The following is an 18,534-nucleotide window of genomic DNA, read 5'->3' as shown; positions in this document are numbered from 1 at the left end:
TCACTTATTTTCTCTTGCTTCAAGAAGGTAAAAACCATCATCGCCAGGAGGATGAAACACATTTACAATGCGATTCCCTTTTTGATAAACAGTTCTTTCTCCTTCTGTCCACTTCTCTTTCCAACCGTTCATCCAAATCGCAACATCAGGTAAAAAGGCAGTATATTTCAGCTTCTGACCGTACTCACCATCTGCTTCTTCCGAAAAAATAGAAACCGGAAAATCTTTCACTTTTGATTCTTTCCATGCAGTAAATGGTATACATACTGCAATAAGTACGATTACACCGATAACCTTCTCCTTCGTAATCTTCACACTTCCCTCTCCTTGTCATATCACATACATAGATTTTACCATAATTACAAACCCTTCATGCTATATGACCATTGCTTTTTGGAATAAAAAAAGAGCTTACCTACATCAGATAAGCCCTTCCTCTCTATACAAAATATTTCTTCAAAAGTGGCGGTGTAATAATCGTCGTCAATATAACAACAATAACAATCGCTGTGAAATTTTCTTTCGCTAATAAATTCGCCGTAAGTCCATTTGCTGCGATGATAAGTGCTACTTCACCACGTGATACCATCCCCGCGCCAATACTAATAGAAGATTGGAGATTAAAACCTGTCAATCTCGCTCCTAAACCTGATCCAATTAACTTTGTGAAAATCGCAATGAGGGTCATAATAATAATGAACCAAAGCTGGCTTCCAATGCCTTGAAATGTAATTTCCATTCCGATACTTACGAAGAATACTGGAACAAATATTGCATAAGCAATCGGTTCAATTTTATGTTCCACTTCATGCTTATACTCTGTTTGAGAAATAGCAATTCCTGCTGCAAATGCTCCAATAATGCCTGCAATTCCCATCATTTCACTGTAATAAGAAAAAGAGAAGCAAATAATAAGAGCCGCGCTAATTAACGCTTCTGTTACACGAAGCGGGACAAGCATTTTCATAATCCAAGGAACGACTTTCCAAGCAATAAAAACAATACTTACAAAGAAAATAATTTTCTTTGCAATGACAAGTGTTATATTTACATCTTGTGTTCCTAAAAAACTCATTACAAATGCCAATAAAATAACGACAATGACATCATCAAATACGGCAGCACCTAAAATTGTTGTACTTTCTCTCGTATTCATTTTTCCTAAATCACGTAGCGTCTGCACCGTAATACTAACCGATGTTGCGCAAAGTAATAATCCTAAAAAAATGGCATGGGACTGCATTAATCCAAACAGCAATCCTGTTACATAACCACCGATGAAAGGAAAAATAATTCCACCAGCCGCTACTGCAAATGACGATTTCAAATTCCGATTTAACTCTTCTAAATCTGTTTCAAGTCCCGCCATAAACATAAGTAACAAAACACCAATCTCACTCAGTTCATCAATTAGTTCAGAACTATTAATAATACCGAGTACAGCTGGACCGATAATAATACCGACAATTAACTTACCAAGTACAGAAGGCTGACCAAGTCTCACGCTAATGTCACCAGCTAATTTCGTACAAAGTAAAATGACGACAAGTTCAAAATAAAATAACATAGCATCTGCTCCTACTTTAACTTTAATCAGTGGGTCGTTAACCCCCGTTCATTTCTGCAAGTAGTTTCCCCTATTGATCCGAATTTTATTTTTCATATTTTTATTTGACAAAATATTCTGAATTATATTAAGATTAATCCAGCAATTTTAAAAAACTACATACCATAACTGTACCTCCATTTCCTTACATACTCTTTTTTAATGGGCTCATACTATAGTCGCAGTTATGGAAATGAAAAAACGGGGGGAGAGTCCAAAGTGAAGTCATTATTACGAAAAAAAGCGCTTAGTACTGAATCACCAAAGCAGCTAGATAGAACATTAACTGCACTCGATTTAACGTTTTTAGGGATCGGCGCCGTAATTGGGACAGGGATCTTTGTATTAACAGGTATTGTTGCAGCAAAACATTCTGGTCCTGGTATTATGCTATCATTCCTTATTGCTGCATTTACTTGTGCTTGTGTAGCCTTTTGTTATGCTGAATTTGCTTCTTCTATTCCTGTCTCAGGAAGTGTGTATACTTACGCATACATGACAGTCGGAGAAGTCGTCGCCTTCATCGTCGGATGGTGTTTAATGCTCGAATATTTACTTGCCGTTGCAGCAGTAGCTGTCGGTTGGTCTGGTTATTTGCAATCATTACTACAAGGGTTCAATATACACCTACCCGCCATAATCGCCTCGGCCCCCGGCGTAGGAAAAGGTGGTCTCATCGATTTACCAGCTGTCTGCATTTTACTTCTTATTACTGGTCTTTTAAGTTTTGGTATACGTGAAAGTGCACGCATTAATAATATTATGGTTCTTATTAAACTAGCTGTTATCATTGCCTTTATCGTAGCAGGCGCAAAATATGTAAAACCTGAAAACTGGACACCGTTCATTCCATTCGGATACGACGGTATTATTACCGGAGCTGCCACTGTATTCTTCGCCTTTTTAGGTTTTGATGCAATCGCAACCGCTGCAGAAGAAACGAAAAAACCGCAGCGTGACTTACCAATTGGTATTATCGGTTCTCTTCTTATTTGTACTGTTTTATATATGATCGTATCTTTCGTTTTAACAGGTATGGTTCCTTATACGCAATTAGACGTTTCTGATCCAGTTGCATTTGCATTGCATTTCGTTGGTGAGGATGCAATTGCAGGACTACTCGCTGTTGGAGCGATGACTGGAATGACAACCGTTCTCTTAGTCGTTATGTATGGACAAGTTCGAGTTTCGTATGCGATGAGCCGTGACGGTCTACTTCCAAAAGCGTTAGCACGTGTAAATAAAAGAGTAAAAATCCCTTTATTAAATACGTGGATTACTGGCGTTATTGCCGCTTTATTAGCAGGACTTTTAGATTTACATTTGCTAGCAAATTTAGTAAACATCGGTACGTTAACAGCCTTTACATTCGTTTGCTGCGCGGTACTTATTTTACGAAAAACACATCCTGATTTAAAACGTGGATTCCGTACACCTTTCGTACCTGTATTACCAGTTGTCGCGATTCTTTGCTGTTTATATTTGATGGCTAATTTATCTAAAACGACATGGATTAGCTTTATAGCTTGGCTTATAGTCGGTTTATGCTTCTATTTCTTCTACTCTAGAAAGCATAGCCATTTAGCTACCGAAAAAACGAATGATGAACAGAAAAAAGCATAACAAAATAGCTCGCCGTTTTAGCGGCGAGCTATCTTTCTGTACAATTATATTTTTTCGTTAACGATTGTAAAATGAAAAATATGCCGATGCAAGCTGTAAACCACGCCCAATTTCCTATTGGTGTAGAATATTTAAAAACGCCAATACCTACAAGCACTATGAAAATGATTACTTGATATATGAGCTTCCACTTTTGCATATATTCCCTCCTTTACTTCGTTCCCTTCTTTTTATTCTTCCAGGCATTCAAACTATCAAAGAAAAAGTTAATAAATAACGTTCCTAGTCCTGCTAATAAGAAAGTCATTAAAAATAAAACCCAAATACTTTTCTCTTTTAAGAAATAATATCCTACAAGGAGCACAACCGCGATCCATACATATTCAAGAATTCTTTTTAGCTTTTTCTGTTCCAAATTATTCGCTCCTTCTTTCTATGCTACTTTTAGTATAACAAAAAAGAAGCCTATCATGATAAGCTTCTTTTCTTCTCTCTTATTTGTTCATACTTTTTTCAACGAGTGAAATCGCATATTCTAATGTACGATTCATCGTTTCTACCTGTGCATCTTTTACCTTCGCATCTTTTAATACAGCTTCTGCAACTGTAATTTTTTGTTGCAATGATTTCACTGAACCATCTGTTACATTTACAGCTTGCGCTTTCTTCACTACTGCTTTTGCAGATTCAATATTGATCTGTAATTTTTCTTTCGGTGTTTTTGGTTGTTCTTCTGCCACTTTTGATTGTACGAATGTTACATTAGCTGTTTTTAATTCGTTATATGTTTGAATAATTTGTTCCCCAGTACTTCCTACATTTTCAAATGCTTGCTTAGCAGTGTTATAGCTTTTTTCTAGTTCTTGAAATGCTTCCTTTGAATATTGACCTGGCTTACCACCAAACTCATACGTACCATCTAACACTTCCTTTACTTTTCCTAGCTCCTCATATAATGCATTGACTTGCTCTAACTTCGTACGGTTAGAAAATTCATTGTACGCTGCTAATACTTCTGAAGAACTTAACGCTTTACTATATAATTTTGCAAGCGCGATTTGACCGTTTAATGGAATGCCGCCATTTCCATTGCTATCAGGATCCGCTCCAAATGCAAATGGTACGTTCGGGCTATAAACTTTTCCTTGAGCTAACTGACTATTTACTTTTTTACCATCTACGTAAATTGCCACTTCGCTTCCGTTATATGTTCCTGTTAAATGATACGTTTTGTTCGCTTCCAATTGAACGCCAACACGTTTGTAGCTACCGCCAATGTGAGCCCATAATTCAACATATCCACTTCCTGTAGACTCAAAACCAATTCCGCCGCTCTCTGTATTTTGCAAAATACCTTGTCCGCGAATTTCATTCATTGAAAACACAGTTTCTAACGTAAACGTATTTGCTATTTTCTCTTTTTGTGCTGCTGAAAATGGAATATATCCAAATGTATTAGCTTTTCCATTTAACTTCATAACATTCTTTTTCAATGCTTTATCATATTCAATAGTCACATTACCCTTCAATTCACCTTTTGTACCAAATGGTGAATTGTCTTTAAATGTACCATCTGAGAAATTCACATCAAAAATATCAGCCTTTGGTACTTTCACATTCGGATCAATGTTATCTTTTTTCGTAGTAATTTCTGCCGTTAACGGTTGCACACTTTCATTACCAAATGAATCAATCGCGACTACTTCAAACGTATATGTTCTCCCGCCATCTAATCCTGCAAGTGTAAATGTCAGTTCTTTCGGCACTGGGTCACGATAAAACTCTGAAAATGCTAGTAATTTATTTTTTATTTCTCCAGTTTGCTTATCTCTAGCTTGTACGCGATAAGAATGAACAAGAAGGTTGTCCAATGCTTGCATGAATGTTACTGTTGCTGCATTTTCTGTTACATTCGATACTGATAACTTTGCATCTTTTGCAAAAGATGGCTTTTCTTTATCACGATCTTCTACATGTGTAAAAGTTTCTTTCTTTGATGGCAACTGAATTTTCCATGGCTCGCCTGTCCAAGAATTCGTATGGAAATCGCGTCGATTAATCGTTACTTCTTTATCGTCTACTTCTACTAATAAACCTTGGCTTAATGCACGCGATTCTGAAGGAATATTCCCTTGCACTTTGCCACCCTCTACCTCCATATAGCTTACAGAAGAGGTACCAACAGATGTAAAGTCCTTTTGATGAATCGATCTTGGATCATCTAATGGATAATGCGAATGACCTGAAAACGTAATGACTTGTGGATATTCTTTTAATACTGCATTAATTTTTGCACTATCCTTCGTTCCCCATTCTTGGCTACCGTACACTGTATCTTTAATATGTTGATGTAAAAATACAAAAATCGGTTTTTCTGGATCATCTTTTTGCGCCTTTGCCATTTCTTCTTTTAACCAATTAATTTGTTTGTCCGAATAATACCCATGTGTCGTTTCATTTTCTGGAGACATTACGATAAAATGATACCCTTTTACCACTTTATGATAATAAATTGATTCCATTCCTGTTTTTTCTAAGAAACGCTTCTGTGCTCCCTCTACTGATAAACCGTTCCAATAATCATGATTACCTAGAGAATTCATTCGTACCGCATCTTTATTTGCATTGTCATTATACACTTGCATGAAACGATCATATTGCTGCACAGACCCTGAATCAGTAAAATCTCCTACAATTACGAACGCATCTTGCTTTGGTGCAAGCGTATTGAACTGTTCAATCGCTCTTTTCCAGCGAAACATATCATCTGTTCCACTATTTTTAATATGAACATCACTTACAACGGGGAAAACTATTTTCTTCTCACTTGGTGCCTTTTCTTGCTTTTTCTCTTCCGCTTTGACTGATGTACTCCACGGAAATGATACAAATGCTAATACAAAAACCATCAATAATCCAATAAGACCTTTTACTTTTCGTAAAGCAATTCTTTCCACGTGAATCCTCCTCATAATAATTGATTCATTACAAGGGCTATTTTATCTAATACATGTTAATGTCGTTTAAATAAAAAATGAAGTTTATTAGATTTTTGTAAATATACAGTTAATTAGAAATTAAGTCCAACATTCCTCGTACTATTGTATACAACCACCTTTTGTCTAAAAGAGTCTGATCATTCTTTTCCTATGACTATTCACATATAATCTTTTCTATAACACTAATGATAAGTTAAGGTTTAAGCCTATTAGACAATCTTAATTTTTAATATTTCCTTCTTTTTTTAACACATCGGCCATGCTTTTACATTTAATAGTAGTAAAAGACCACTTAAAAGGAGGGGTTGTATTGAAGAATAAAAAAAATATCGGCTGTTTCGCTCCTTTATCTATTATTTGTCCAGCCCCTTGTCCACCGCCCCCTCCTCCAAATCCAAATTGCGAGCGAGTAACAAATGAATTTGCAGGGAATTTCCTTATAACTAATAACACCATTCCTTCTACCAAAGATGCATCACAATCAATGATACTGTGGCAAAGTGATGGGATACTACTTATATCAGGTACTGTTTCGGTTTACAATAGTACTAGCAGCACAGAATCAATTACAATTCAAATCGTTGGAGCCACAACCAATATTTTCACTGTGTTTCCTGGTAATACAATATCGTACACAGGAAAAAACTTACAGTCAGTCAGTATTATCAATATAACAAGTAATCCTTCACTATATTTAGAAGGCAAGTACTGTTGCGAATTTACATGTTGCTTATAGAATACCAATTTCATTACTTTCTCAAAAAAAGCATACCGTTCACGGTATGCTTTTTATGAGATTGGATAACGTACTGTAATACAAAACTCACCTTGATTAACAGTCGTTCCTGTCGTAGTAATTCGGACAGTAGTAAAATATCGGACAGTGAAAGTACCACTACTTTGTGGTTGTACAGTAATTGTATCAACTACTGTTGCCCCTACTAAAAAATCAACTGTAATCGGGTTGGCTCCCACATCGTATTTCACGTAACCTGAACCATATACTTCTTGCGTGATATTATTTGTATATACAATTTGAGTACCAGCACCTGTAATAGACCAGTCTGTACATACTTGGTCTTGCACAAGTGTTTTATTAGAACAACAAGACAAACTGGAACTTCTCATTCCCATTTTGAACCTCTCCTATTCTGCTATGAAAGTGGATAACGTGTTGTAATACAAAATTCTCCCTGATACGTTCCAGCAGGTGTTGCAGGTAACACAACTTGTATACTATCAAAGCGGCGATACGTAAAAGCAATACTCGTTCCTGGGTTTAATGTTTGTGTATCAATTGTACCCCCAGCAGAATCAAGTACCTCTACAGTAATTGGGCCTGGTCCAACATCATATTTAACAAAACCAGTACCAACTACGTTTTGGTTAATATTATTTGTATAGAGAACATTATCAATTGCTGTTGCAACTACAGTAGCAGACCACGGACTACACACTTTATCTTGCACATAATTTTTATCTGGACAACAAGTTAATGCTGACCCTGAGCACTCACAAGACATAGTTGTTTCCCCTCTCTCTTTTATATTCCCTATATGTGTATGTCCCTCAGAGTCTTTTGCCTGTACTATTCATCTATTTTCAAAAAATATTCAAATGACTAGATAGATTCCGTTTTATTTCTTTTCTTCATATATTTATAGACAAAGATACTAGCAACGATAAGAATAACGCCTCCTAATATCGGTAGCATATATTGCCCAACAACGTCCGCTGCTTTTTCCCAATGAGGACCTAATTTCATTCCAAAATAAACATATAAAGTCGTTAATGGGAACATTGCTACAAATGTATATATACTAAATTTCCATATGTTCATTTTCGCCATACCACACGGAACAGAAATAAGCGTTCGAACTCCTGGCACAAAGCGTCCAACAAATGCTACAACCGGTCCATATTTCTCAAAGAAATCATCTGCTTTTTGAATTTGTTCTTCTTTAATGAAGAAGTATTTCCCGTATTTTATTAATAGAGGACGACCGCCGTAATAACCGAGTGCATATAACGTTAAAGGTCCTGTCGTTCCGCCAAGGGTTCCGGCTAGTACAGCAAGCCAAAAATTCATATCTCCCTCGTACACCCAATAACCAACCATGGGCAAAACTACTTCTGCTGGAATAAATTCAAACGTTAATGCTAACACAACTCCAAAATAAGAAAACTGCTTTAAAAACTCGATTATATCTAAAATAATTTGCTCCATATTTTTAACTCCTATCCTACGTTTACGTTATGCTTTTCTTGTAATTGAACTGGCGCCATTTTTACAATTCGGTTCAAAATAAATAACACAATTCCAATATCATCTAAAATACCGATAAACGGTAAGAAGTCTGGAATTAAATCGAGCGGCATCGCAACATAACCAACTAAAAACGCAATAGATAAAATTTTCTTCTTTATTGAAACCTCTTTTGAAGTGAAAAAGTCAAATAGAAATGGAACAAATCGGCGAACATGAAATACAACTCTTAATCTACTAATAAGTTTTTTCATTTTTATATCTCCTCTCTTTGTATACAAAAAGGACCCTACCAAACATGGTAAGGGTCCTAAAAAAGACAATAAGGGGCCTTTACCATTGCTGGTAAAGGTCTCACTAACAACGGAACGTTGCCAATAAAGCCGAGGTTTTCTCCCTGTAATGACGACTTTACTGTAATAAGTTACTCCCCTTTATAGACAATTTTATACACTCACATTAAAATATTTCGAAGGGCTTGTCAATATATTTTATATCTCAGGCTCTCCCGCTTACTCTTCACTAAAAAAGCAAATAAACGTATAGGAAATTTCTTACTATCTCATAATATACATAATCATTTGTAAGGAAAGGAGAGACTTCATTTGCATACCGTATGGAAAGGTGCACTCTCACTTGGATTATTAAATATAGGAATTAAACTATATAGTGCTGTAGAAGAAAACGATATAAAATTTTTAAGTCTCCATAAAGAATGCTTAACACCTATTAAATATAAAAAATTTGCTCCCGATTGCACGGATGAAGAAATCGATGATACAGATATTGTAAAAGCCTATGAATACGCACCTCATAAATACATTATTATAGATGAAAAAGAATTGGCTGAATTACAAAAAGCTCACGAACCACGCTCCATTCGTATTATATCTTTTGTCCAAAATAACGAAATCGATTCTGTTCTTTATGACCGTTCTTATTTTATAGGCCCTACCCCAGGACATGAAAAATCATATTTATTATTAAAAGAGGCTCTTGAACGTACAAATAAACTTGGGCTTATTCATATTTCTATTAGAAAAAAACAACATTTAGCTATTATCCGTAACTTTGAAGATGGGCTTATGTTACAAACTATTCACTATCCTAATGAAATTCGCGATATAACAAATACACCTAACTTACCAAGTAATGAAAATTATCCTATTCAAAAACAAGAACTCACAGCAGCAATTAATTTAATCCACCACCTTACAAATCCTTTTGAACAAGAAATGTATACAGATGAGTATAAAGAAGCACTTACCGAACTAATCGAAAACAAAATTGAACAACAGGAAAAAACCGAAACAATCTCTCCAACTCCAAACATCATCAATATTATGGAGACATTACAGGCAAGTATTGAACAAGCGAAAATAAAAAGAGAAAATAAAACAGAAAAAGAGGCCAAATAAAATTGGCCTCTTTTTTCTTTAAAGCGGATTACATTTTGGTATCTCAAGTCCAGATGATTGCGCTAATTTTAATAAGTAATAACATTCTTCTCTTGCCATATGATCCGCCATTCTAGCAGATAATGTACTTAATATTTCATTCGATAACTCTAGCTCTTCAACTTCATGGAGAAAATGTGAAAATAATTTTAACTCAAGTGAAACATCTTTTGTAAACTTCTTTAATGCAGGAAAATGATGAAGCTCTGTCCGTAAATACCCTGTCATCTCAACTGCCTTTAAGTAAAATTTTTCAAAGTGCTTCGTGAATTCTTCACTTTTCTCTTTTAATCTTTTTTCAACAAGATCTAGTCCACCAGAAATAGATCCTGCATGACCAGCCGCATCTGTTAACCAAACAAGGTGATAATGTAATTCATGAAAAACAGGCGGAACTTCTCCTTTCTTTAAAAATTCTAACACTGTTATATACTCTTCTACTTCGTTTACCATATGATTGATGAAAGTTGGCGTAAAATGAATAGTGATTTTTCCCTCGAGTTGTTTCTGTATAATACTTAATTTAAACATTCTTATTTCCTTTGCGGCTCGTTCTGCCTCTTTTGAAAATGTAATGAGATTCACATTATGTACTTTATTTAAAAGATTCGTAAATGTTTCAAGAAAATAAGCGGCCTTCTTTATATCCTCTTTTTCCTTCGGAGCTAATGCATCAAGTAAAAATTGCGAATGATCAGTAAGCACCTTTAGCCAAAATTGATGCTCAAACAACGCACTTTCTTCATAATTTCTCTCCACTAAATCCCCTCCTTTTATTCGGCCTTCTCTATCACTTGAAGTTTGTATCCATCTGGGTCTTGTACTACAATACTCTTCTCACTTTTGTTTTCCATATATAAAATTTCATAAAACGCTAGCTTCTTTTTTAACTTCTCTATGTTAGAAATCGAAAATGTTAAACCATCGCATGAATTCGTAACACTCTTCTCTCTTCCTCCTAACATGCGATTCATAACAAAACTAATTCTCGTTGAATCGGCATCATACCAAACACCTGTAATATCTAATTGTGGTCTTTCTGAACTAGGTGTTATTCCTAAAATTCCTTCGTAAAAATACAGAGTTTCCTTTAAGTTCTTTACTTCTAACACAATTAAATTTTTTACATTCTCCACATTCATTCCCCCTGCACTTATTACTTTTTTATATGTGTCATAAAGGCCTATTATGTCTGAATATAATACGTAGTAATGAACATTTAAGGAGGTTTATTCGTGAATAAATATATGAGATCATTCGTGCCCTATCATAGTCCTCTCGATCCTTGTCCTCCTATCGGAAAAAAATATTATTCTACTCCTCCTAATTTATTTTTAGGCTTTCAACCGCCAAACTTACCGCAATTCACGCCAAAAGAAGCACTACAAAAAGGGACTTTATGGCCTGTTTTTTATGACTATTATGAAAATCCTTATAAAAAAGGGCGGTGACTACTGACGTGACTCAATCGCTACCAGAAGAATACTATCAGCTTTTACTGGAGCTTCAAGAACTGGACTTTGTACTAGTTGAACTCACTCTTTATTTAGATACACATCCAGATGACACCGCTGCGATTAATCAATTTAATGATTTTTCCTATAAACGGAGAGTATTAAAACAAAAGATGGAAGAAAAATACGGACCACTCCAACAGTTTGGAAACAGCTATTCTAATGCCCCTTGGGAATGGAGCAAAGGTCCTTGGCCATGGCAAATATAAAGGAGAGAAACTATGTGGATTTATGAAAAGAAATTACAATACCCAGTTAAAGTGGGAACTTGCAATCCAGCACTTGCAAAATTATTAATTGAGCAATACGGCGGTGCAGATGGCGAGTTAGCTGCTGCACTACGTTACTTAAATCAACGTTATACAATTCCTGATAAAGTCATTGGCCTTCTTACTGATATTGGCACAGAAGAATTTGCTCACCTTGAAATGATTGCTACGATGGTTTATAAGCTGACGAAAGATGCGACTCCTGAACAGATGAAGGCAGCTGGTCTTGACCCTCATTACGTCGACCATGACAGCGCTCTTCATTACCATAACGCTGCTGGTGTTCCATTTACTGCAACCTATATACAGGCTAAAGGTGATCCAATTGCCGATCTATACGAGGATATTGCAGCTGAAGAAAAAGCACGCGCAACATATCAATGGCTCATTAACTTATCAGATGATCCAGATATAAATGACAGCCTACGCTTTTTACGTGAACGAGAAATTGTCCATTCACAACGTTTCCGAGAAGCAGTTGAAATTTTAAAAGAAGAACGTGATAAAAAAATATTTTTTTAAAACATGTATCCTAGCGGTATGTGTTTTTTTATGTTAAAAGTTAAATCCTTCCTATTAAACATATAAATAGTATATTTATTCGATTTAATGCATTATTTTTTAATATTTTCAAAATTCCCTATTGCTTTCTAATCATCAGACCTTTAAAATAATAACAGTTACTCGACAAATTATTTGAATTTTCGACAAAAAATACTCATTAGGAGGATTTTCTTTATATGCGTACAACTTTAAAACCAGCGCAAATACTTTCGATTAGTTTATTACTATTCGCAGTTTTCTTCGGTGCTGGTAATATGATTTTCCCGCCCCTTCTTGGTCTTTCTTCCGGAGAAAATATGTGGGTTTCCATTACAGGGTTTATTATTACAGACGTCGGTTTATCTTTACTTGCTATCGTTGCTGTTGCCCTTGCTGGTGGTAGTTTTAACACTTTAGCGAGCCGTGTTCATCCAAAATTCGCAGCAGTATTCGCTATCATTATTTATCTTTCAATCGGCCCACTATTTGTTATTCCACGAACTGGATCTGTATCTTATGAAATCGGGATTGCACCACTTTTCCCAGATCAATGGTATTCTATGTTAGTTTTTAGTGCGATTTTCTTCACAGTCGTTTACTTCTTATCATTAAATCCATCCAAGCTAGTAGATCATATCGGTAAAATATTAACGCCAATTTTACTTGTAATTATTGCAATTATGGCAACAAAAGCGATTCTTTCACCAGGGACGTTTGCAGAACCTATCGGTGACTATAAAGACATCCCGTTTTTCAAAGGATTTCTTGAAGGATTTTTAACGTTAGATGCAATTGGGGCTCTCGTACTATCAACAATTGTTGTAAATGCAATTCGTCAAAATGGTATACAAGAGAAGAAATCTATCGCAAAATATACAATCATTTGCGGAAGTATCGCTGCTCTATTCTTAACAATTGTTTACTTCTTACTCGGTTATATTGGAGCTTCAAACGGAAACTTAGGACAATTCGAAAACGGTGGGCAGCTATTAGCTACTGTTATGTATCAATTCTTTGGGACAAGCGGTAATATTTTATTAAGTATCGCCATTATCTTCGCTTGTTTAACAACGGCAATTGGTGTTGTGAGTGCATTTGCAAATTACTTCACAACAGTGCTAACAAATGTTTCATACAAAAAGCTTGTACTATACGTTTGTATCTTTAGTTTCGTTATTTCAAACTTAGGATTAAGCTTATTAATTAAAATCACATTACCTGTATTAATTATTTTGTACCCAATTACGATCATTTTAGTTTTCGTATCATTTATCGATAAATATACGAAACGTAAACCTTCTGTCTACATTGGAGCGATGATCGCAGCGTTTATTATTAGCTGTATTCATGCACTTGATAATGTGGAAATGATACCAGATTTTATCGCTAATATCGTACACACCATTCCTTTTTATAACTTAGGAATTGGCTGGATCATTCCAGCAATAATCGGTGGTATAATTGGATACTTTATTCCGCAAACAGAAGCTGCAGGTGAAGTTTCTACAAAATAAAAAAAAGAAGCAAGCATGAAATCCATGCTTGCTTCTTTTTCTCTTCACATCGTATGTTTAAAAGTAAATAAATCTTCTTTTGACTGCACAACAGATTGTTCCGCTTCTACTACGTCCTTCTTTATCTCTCCTCCTAATCTTACTTTCAACATCGCCTCTTCTATACTTTTTACAATCATATTTCCTGAAAAAATAGTAAGTCCAAAAAATGTAATCGGAACGAGAGGGATCCACGGATTCACTGTTAATGATCTAAAATAGACTCCAATTAAGCCTGACCATTCATGTGTGTATGATTCTATTTCTTCTATCGGTCCTAAAAACTGAACTGTTCCGCCAAAGAATATTTCTAGTAACCCTAAGTGCAGTAAAATAGTAAGAGTTTGCGTAAACTGCTGAAAAAATACAAGTATAAACGTCATATAGAGATGCGGGAAAATATGCTTTATAACAATATGCCTTCTCGATCCACCTAATATGCACGCAGCTTCAATAAATTCTTCGGTTCTCAACTTACGGACTTCCTTCGCAACATACAGTGCAATAACTGGCATCACAAGCATTACAAGTAATAAAACTTGAAACGAAGCCCTTTCAAAAAAGGTTGTTGTTTCCTCTCCACTCCCAAATGCATTTGCAAAGTGAAGAAAAAAGTACGCAATCATAACTGTTGGAATAACTGTAAAACTATCAAAGAAAGCCTCAATTTTTGAAAAACCTCTTTTTACATATGTTCCAAGCACAACACCAAAAAACACACCTATCACCATTCTAAGTGCCGCAATTAAAATAGATATACCAATCGTCCACTTCGCACCTTCAATGACTAAATGTAACAGGTCGTATCCTTTCCGGTCTGTCCCGAGTAAAAATTGTAATGAAGGTGAAAACGGTGGCACTTGTGGATTTTCATCTGCATCATATTGCAATGTAACTTGCCTAATGTGTCCATCATTCCATAACGTATTTCCGATGCTCAAAAGAACTAATATGAGAAGAAACCCAATACTTATCCAAAATCTTTTATCGCGTTTTATATACATCCACATATTATAATCTCTCCTTCATCGCAGTTGGAATGAAATAATGAAACAGCTTGAATAAAATAAATATCGGGATATATATAAGCAGCATACTAACGATGAAAACCTCAACTCTAATACCCTCATACGATTTCAAAAACATAAAAATACCACCCGTATTAAAAATCCATTCTATAATATATAAATTAGATAACATAAAAAAGATATTCGTTTTCGCAAAGAATAATGTACTAAGCAACACATTTCGTAAAATATGACGATTTAAAATATGAAAACGCCCCAGCCCTTTCGCCTTAGCAAATAGTACATAATCTTTTTCTAGTTCATTTTCAAAACGAATCACTACCATTTTTACAAACATAATCGTAGTCGGGATGCTCAAACACAATATTGGCAACCCTCTAATCGACTCGCCTCCAATTGACGCAATTTGAAAAGGTAAAAAACCTGTTTGTTTAAAAAACCATACAACTAAGATTTGTGATACTAAAATAAGAAGAATATCTGGAATGGATTCTAGGAAGATAAGAAATGATTTAATTCGATGTTGTATACGCGGTGAACTACTCATAATTACATAAACAATGCAAAATGCTACAAATAATGAAATGAAAAAAGCAGCCAAAAAAATAAGAATCGTTTCTTTATAATGGACGAACAACTGTGGAAATAAAAATTTACCTCTCACATATTGCAAATTGGAAATATCCATTAAGTTCACAAACACTTCTTTTAAAGTCTGTATGTACTTTGATACATCCATCTTAAATCCATAAAATAATTTCGGCAAAGCCCCTAAAATAATAATCCCCAAAATCGAAATAAGAAATTGAATCGTCACTTCCATTCCATTTAGAAAAACTTTTTTGACCACGTTTTCCCTTCTCTCTATATATAATTTACCCCCTAATTTTATTCTTAATTTTCAGAATTGTAAATATTTTAAAGATAAAAAATCACTAGGCTATGATCCTAGTGATTCTTTATGCGCATGCCTCTCTCTTTTCGCAAACGGCATATACAAAGTGTAACATCCAATAAGCGCAGCTATTTCTAATGAAATAATATAGTAAGGATGCGGCCCTAACATATCGAGTAATGAAGCAGTTTCTGGCTTATGAGCTAAAAACATATAATTACCGCCTGTTTTGTAATTTACAAACGAAACAATCGGAATCAATATGTTTAAAAATATCATCGTACGTTTAATAGATTGTAATGTAGGACGATACCCTTCTACCCAAGTCATAAAGAGCGGTGCCCAAATGAGCAATACATGTGCGATGAAATATTCAATGAAACGAAAATGTGGAAAAGTATACTGCAAGTTCGGCGTTAAAATGGCTTGTGATGCACCAATAATTCCTGTAAAAAATACAATCTCATATATGCGATAACTTTTCGTTACAATCATAATCGACGCTAATAATAAACTAATCGTACATAACTCAAACGGTAATGAAGTAGCTAGCTCAAAAATCCCCGCTTTCCACTCCCACATATAGAGCCCAATTTCACTACCTATAAATAAAAATGCAATCGCATATCGAACCGTTATATTCCACTCACTTTGACGCAATAAATCTTGGTATTGATACAGAAAAAATATCCCCACCAACATAATAAATAATATAAGGACGTGTTGTCTTGAGTATGGAATAAACGATTTTAATGGATGCGCACTAAAATAAGCTTCCATCTTCCTTCCTCCTCTCCTTCATACAATATTATTGTAAGAAAGAAACAACGAGTCAATTCATTTGCTTATACTAGGACAACCTCTACCTTACATTTACATATTCATACCTTACAAAACTGTAAGGTTATTGTAAGCTAAAACGATTTGTCAGATTCTTCACCTCTTCTATACTTAATGTAGATACTAAAACGAACGAAAAGGTGATAAATAGATGAAAAAGAAAAATAAAGTGTTAATTACTAGTGTAGTAGCAATTGGAATTGCAGCTGGATCATACTTTGCATTTGCTGGTGGTGGCGGTTCAGAAGTAGCAATGGCATATAGCGGATATAAAGTAACTGAAAAACAAATCCAAAACGCGCAAAAATTTGGTGGCGAAGTTATTCCAAACGGAATTGAAACTATTTCATTCGATCCAACAAAAGGAACATATGAATTAGCTGTAAAAAAAGGCGATGAAGTGAAAAAAGGTCAGCTTCTGTTTAAATACAATGACCCTACTGCTAAACAAGGTGTAACAGAAGCAGAAATGCAAAAGAAAATCGCACAAAAAGAAGTAACGTTGTTTCAAAAACAAATTGATGCAGCGAAACAAAAATTACAAAAAGATAAAAATGCAGGCCTTCCTTCTGAAGCATTAAAAGCATCAGAAGTTGAAGTTGGGCAATTAGAATCACAACTTGAAATGAAAAAGTTTGAAGTTGAAAAAGCTGATGAAATGATTAAAGCAGCAAAAGAAAAAGTAAACACACTTTCTGTAACAAGTCCTGCTGATGGCGTAATTGATGATATCGTGAAAACTGCTGACGAAAAAACAGGTATGAGCGGAATTACTCTTCGTCACGCTGGTCAATTCAAGGTAAAAGGTCAACTTTCTGAATATGAGCTTGCTAGTATGAAAGTTGGGCAAGAAGTAACTGTTTCCTCAAAAACTGTCGCTGGTAAGACTTGGACAGGAAAAGTAACAGAAATCGGTTCTACACCATTAAAGAGCATGGATGAAAATAAAACTGTTTCTAACTATCAATTCACTGTCACATTAGATAATAGTGACGAACTACAAAACGGCTTCCACGTATACGTAACAAGTAAATCTGGCGAAGCAACTGGTACAATTGTTCCGAAAAGCAGTATCGTGAAAAAAGGTGACAAAAATGTTGTCTTCGTTGTAAAAGACGGTAAAGCGAAAGAACAAGCAGTTACTGTTGAATTCGAGACTGATAGCGAATCAAAAGTTTCTGGAGTGAAAAAAGGAGAGGAAGTTATCTCTAAACCTGAAAAAGACTTAAAAGATGGTATGGAGGTTGTCGCCCAGTGATTAACTTAAAAGGCATCACGAAATCCTTCCAAAATGGTGCAGAATCCGTTCAAATATTACACGGAATTGACGTAACACTGAATCAAGGAGAATTCACTTCTATTATGGGACCTTCTGGTTCTGGTAAATCAACATTAATGAACATTATTGGTTGCTTAGATAAACCGACGACGGGTACGTACGAACTAGCTGGACAAAACATTTCAAACATGTCTGAAACAGAACTTGCACATGTTCGTAATAAAGAAATCGGATTCGTATTCCAAAACTTCATGTTATTACCGAGACTTACAGCACTTCAAAATGTAGAGCTACCTCTTATTTACGCTGGAGTTGATAAAAAAGAAAGACGCGAACGCTCATTAGCCGCTTTAACAAAAGTCGGTTTAGCTGATCGCGCTACTCACTTACCAAACGAATTATCCGGTGGTCAAAAGCAACGTGTCGCCGTTGCCCGCGCAATCGTAAATAACCCAAAATTCATTTTAGCCGATGAACCGACGGGAGCACTTGATACGAAAACAAGTACACAAATTATGGACCTCTTTTACGAATTAAATAAACAAGGCTCAACAATCATTATGATTACCCATGACCGTGAAATTGGGGAAGCTGCAGCACGTCAAATTGTAATTCGTGACGGAAATGTCGTCCAAGATTGGAGAGGTTAATTTTGAATACGA

Annotated in this window: 24 protein-coding genes; 9 read left to right on the top strand and 15 right to left on the bottom strand. The window is 35.3% G+C overall.

The window, feature by feature from the left end; translation table 11 throughout:
• Together NZ044_RS04485 and NZ044_RS04480 are read right to left on the bottom strand one after the other, a co-directional pair.
• Entirely contained in the window at positions 1–315 is a 315-nt protein-coding gene (locus tag NZ044_RS04485) for a hypothetical protein (RefSeq protein WP_000704960.1), read from the bottom strand.
• A 124-nt stretch (positions 316–439) separates the two neighbouring features.
• Positions 440–1,567, bottom strand: coding sequence for a cation:proton antiporter (locus tag NZ044_RS04480; protein WP_000899807.1), 1,128 nt, complete (start codon positions 1,565–1,567; stop codon positions 440–442).
• 201 nt (positions 1,568–1,768) lie between these two features.
• Here NZ044_RS04480 and NZ044_RS04475 point away from each other — a divergent pair, with 201 nt between their 5' ends.
• Entirely contained in the window at positions 1,769–3,229 is a 1,461-nt protein-coding gene (locus tag NZ044_RS04475) for an amino acid permease (protein WP_003276830.1), read from the top strand.
• 28 nt (positions 3,230–3,257) lie between these two features.
• Here the strand turns inward: NZ044_RS04475 and NZ044_RS04470 are convergent, their stop codons facing one another.
• From NZ044_RS04470 to NZ044_RS04455, 4 genes are all read right to left on the bottom strand, one after another.
• Positions 3,258–3,428, bottom strand: a complete 171-nt coding sequence (locus NZ044_RS04470; RefSeq protein WP_001174833.1) for a hypothetical protein — start codon at positions 3,426–3,428, stop codon at positions 3,258–3,260.
• A 12-nt stretch (positions 3,429–3,440) separates the two neighbouring features.
• Entirely contained in the window at positions 3,441–3,644 is a 204-nt protein-coding gene (locus NZ044_RS04465) for a hypothetical protein (protein ID WP_000435797.1), read from the bottom strand.
• Between the two features lie 79 nt (positions 3,645–3,723).
• Positions 3,724–6,186, bottom strand: coding sequence for a LamG-like jellyroll fold domain-containing protein (locus NZ044_RS04460; RefSeq protein WP_000439563.1), 2,463 nt, complete (start codon positions 6,184–6,186; stop codon positions 3,724–3,726).
• A 261-nt stretch (positions 6,187–6,447) separates the two neighbouring features.
• Complete coding sequence (locus tag NZ044_RS04455) at positions 6,448–6,696, bottom strand: hypothetical protein (RefSeq protein ID WP_003276823.1); 249 nt, start codon at positions 6,694–6,696, stop codon at positions 6,448–6,450.
• On the opposite strand from NZ044_RS04455, the gene NZ044_RS04450 reads away from it, so the two are divergent.
• Positions 6,581–6,964, top strand: a complete 384-nt coding sequence (locus tag NZ044_RS04450) for an S-Ena type endospore appendage (RefSeq protein WP_223838136.1) — start codon at positions 6,581–6,583, stop codon at positions 6,962–6,964. The genes NZ044_RS04455 and NZ044_RS04450 overlap by 116 nt on opposite strands.
• Positions 6,965–7,017: 53 nt before the next feature.
• Here NZ044_RS04450 and NZ044_RS04445 read toward each other — a convergent pair whose 3' ends face one another.
• From NZ044_RS04445 to NZ044_RS04430, 4 genes are all read right to left on the bottom strand, one after another.
• A complete protein-coding gene (locus tag NZ044_RS04445; protein ID WP_000525819.1) occupies positions 7,018–7,362 on the bottom strand; it encodes a DUF3992 domain-containing protein in 345 nt (114 codons plus the stop codon).
• Between the two features lie 20 nt (positions 7,363–7,382).
• Complete coding sequence (locus tag NZ044_RS04440; RefSeq protein ID WP_001277542.1) at positions 7,383–7,751, bottom strand: DUF3992 domain-containing protein; 369 nt, start codon at positions 7,749–7,751, stop codon at positions 7,383–7,385.
• Positions 7,752–7,849: 98 nt separating this feature from the next.
• A complete protein-coding gene (locus NZ044_RS04435; RefSeq protein WP_000435017.1) occupies positions 7,850–8,455 on the bottom strand; it encodes a DedA family protein in 606 nt (201 codons plus the stop codon).
• Between the two features lie 11 nt (positions 8,456–8,466).
• On the bottom strand, positions 8,467–8,748 hold the full coding sequence (locus NZ044_RS04430; RefSeq protein WP_000733844.1) for a YkvA family protein: 282 nt from the start codon (positions 8,746–8,748) through the stop codon (positions 8,467–8,469).
• Positions 8,749–9,099: 351 nt separating this feature from the next.
• Here NZ044_RS04430 and ku point away from each other — a divergent pair, with 351 nt between their 5' ends.
• On the top strand, positions 9,100–9,912 hold the full coding sequence (ku, locus tag NZ044_RS04425; RefSeq protein ID WP_000557750.1) for a non-homologous end joining protein Ku: 813 nt from the start codon (positions 9,100–9,102) through the stop codon (positions 9,910–9,912).
• Between the two features lie 18 nt (positions 9,913–9,930).
• Here ku and NZ044_RS04420 read toward each other — a convergent pair whose 3' ends face one another.
• On the bottom strand, positions 9,931–10,710 hold the full coding sequence (locus NZ044_RS04420; RefSeq protein ID WP_000440984.1) for a DUF2935 domain-containing protein: 780 nt from the start codon (positions 10,708–10,710) through the stop codon (positions 9,931–9,933).
• 14 nt (positions 10,711–10,724) lie between these two features.
• Entirely contained in the window at positions 10,725–11,093 is a 369-nt protein-coding gene (locus NZ044_RS04415; protein ID WP_003257386.1) for a VOC family protein, read from the bottom strand.
• 93 nt (positions 11,094–11,186) lie between these two features.
• Between NZ044_RS04415 and NZ044_RS04410 the strand changes: the two genes are divergently transcribed.
• The 4 genes from NZ044_RS04410 to brnQ2 all read left to right on the top strand — a co-directional run bounded on the left by NZ044_RS04410 (position 11,187) and on the right by brnQ2 (position 13,791).
• Entirely contained in the window at positions 11,187–11,402 is a 216-nt protein-coding gene (locus NZ044_RS04410; RefSeq protein WP_001046257.1) for a spore coat associated protein CotJA, read from the top strand.
• 8 nt (positions 11,403–11,410) lie between these two features.
• Complete coding sequence (locus tag NZ044_RS04405) at positions 11,411–11,674, top strand: spore coat protein CotJB (protein WP_000194492.1); 264 nt, start codon at positions 11,411–11,413, stop codon at positions 11,672–11,674.
• Between the two features lie 12 nt (positions 11,675–11,686).
• A complete protein-coding gene (cotJC, locus tag NZ044_RS04400; protein ID WP_000265275.1) occupies positions 11,687–12,256 on the top strand; it encodes a spore coat protein CotJC in 570 nt (189 codons plus the stop codon).
• 218 nt (positions 12,257–12,474) lie between these two features.
• Positions 12,475–13,791, top strand: coding sequence for a branched-chain amino acid transport system II carrier protein BrnQ2 (brnQ2, locus tag NZ044_RS04395; RefSeq protein WP_001260933.1), 1,317 nt, complete (start codon positions 12,475–12,477; stop codon positions 13,789–13,791).
• A gap of 44 nt (positions 13,792–13,835) precedes the next feature.
• Here brnQ2 and NZ044_RS04390 read toward each other — a convergent pair whose 3' ends face one another.
• The 3 genes from NZ044_RS04390 to NZ044_RS04380 all read right to left on the bottom strand — a co-directional run bounded on the left by NZ044_RS04390 (position 13,836) and on the right by NZ044_RS04380 (position 16,533).
• Positions 13,836–14,840, bottom strand: coding sequence for an ABC transporter permease (locus tag NZ044_RS04390; RefSeq protein ID WP_000266973.1), 1,005 nt, complete (start codon positions 14,838–14,840; stop codon positions 13,836–13,838).
• 1 nt (position 14,841) lies between these two features.
• Positions 14,842–15,708, bottom strand: coding sequence for an ABC transporter permease subunit (locus NZ044_RS04385; RefSeq protein WP_000239683.1), 867 nt, complete (start codon positions 15,706–15,708; stop codon positions 14,842–14,844).
• Between the two features lie 90 nt (positions 15,709–15,798).
• The gene (locus NZ044_RS04380) at positions 15,799–16,533 is read right to left on the bottom strand and encodes a YwaF family protein (RefSeq protein WP_000388717.1); all 735 of its coding nucleotides are present in this window, start codon (positions 16,531–16,533) and stop codon (positions 15,799–15,801) included.
• 211 nt (positions 16,534–16,744) lie between these two features.
• Here NZ044_RS04380 and NZ044_RS04375 point away from each other — a divergent pair, with 211 nt between their 5' ends.
• A complete protein-coding gene (locus NZ044_RS04375; RefSeq protein ID WP_000728803.1) occupies positions 16,745–17,851 on the top strand; it encodes an efflux RND transporter periplasmic adaptor subunit in 1,107 nt (368 codons plus the stop codon).
• The gene (locus tag NZ044_RS04370) at positions 17,848–18,522 is read left to right on the top strand and encodes an ABC transporter ATP-binding protein (protein WP_000609101.1); all 675 of its coding nucleotides are present in this window, start codon (positions 17,848–17,850) and stop codon (positions 18,520–18,522) included. The genes NZ044_RS04375 and NZ044_RS04370 overlap by 4 nt, the downstream gene beginning before the upstream one ends.
• The last annotated feature ends 12 nt before the right edge of the window (positions 18,523–18,534 follow it).

This window comes from Bacillus sp. FSL K6-1338, from assembly GCF_038006965.1.
Classification (GTDB): domain Bacteria; phylum Bacillota; class Bacilli; order Bacillales; family Bacillaceae_G; genus Bacillus_A; species Bacillus_A thuringiensis_S.
Note: the sequence above shows the minus strand (reverse complement) of the source record. Positions and strands in the feature narration are given on the sequence as shown.

Excerpts from the sequence above, each read along its gene's own strand:
- NZ044_RS04480 (WP_000899807.1), bottom strand. The coding sequence starts at position 1,567 with ATGTTATTTTATTTTGAACTTGTCGTCATTTTACTTTGTACGAAATTA.
- NZ044_RS04475 (WP_003276830.1), top strand. The coding sequence starts at position 1,769 with ATGGGCTCATACTATAGTCGCAGTTATGGAAATGAAAAAACGGGGGGA.
- NZ044_RS04470 (WP_001174833.1), bottom strand. The coding sequence starts at position 3,428 with ATGCAAAAGTGGAAGCTCATATATCAAGTAATCATTTTCATAGTGCTT.
- NZ044_RS04445 (WP_000525819.1), bottom strand. The coding sequence starts at position 7,362 with ATGGGAATGAGAAGTTCCAGTTTGTCTTGTTGTTCTAATAAAACACTT.
- NZ044_RS04440 (WP_001277542.1), bottom strand. The coding sequence starts at position 7,751 with ATGTCTTGTGAGTGCTCAGGGTCAGCATTAACTTGTTGTCCAGATAAA.
- NZ044_RS04435 (WP_000435017.1), bottom strand. The coding sequence starts at position 8,455 with ATGGAGCAAATTATTTTAGATATAATCGAGTTTTTAAAGCAGTTTTCT.
- NZ044_RS04430 (WP_000733844.1), bottom strand. The coding sequence starts at position 8,748 with ATGAAAAAACTTATTAGTAGATTAAGAGTTGTATTTCATGTTCGCCGA.
- NZ044_RS04415 (WP_003257386.1), bottom strand. The coding sequence starts at position 11,093 with ATGAATGTGGAGAATGTAAAAAATTTAATTGTGTTAGAAGTAAAGAAC.
- cotJC (WP_000265275.1), top strand. The coding sequence starts at position 11,687 with ATGTGGATTTATGAAAAGAAATTACAATACCCAGTTAAAGTGGGAACT.
- brnQ2 (WP_001260933.1), top strand. The coding sequence starts at position 12,475 with ATGCGTACAACTTTAAAACCAGCGCAAATACTTTCGATTAGTTTATTA.
- NZ044_RS04390 (WP_000266973.1), bottom strand. The coding sequence starts at position 14,840 with ATGTGGATGTATATAAAACGCGATAAAAGATTTTGGATAAGTATTGGG.
- NZ044_RS04380 (WP_000388717.1), bottom strand. The coding sequence starts at position 16,533 with ATGGAAGCTTATTTTAGTGCGCATCCATTAAAATCGTTTATTCCATAC.
- NZ044_RS04375 (WP_000728803.1), top strand. The coding sequence starts at position 16,745 with ATGAAAAAGAAAAATAAAGTGTTAATTACTAGTGTAGTAGCAATTGGA.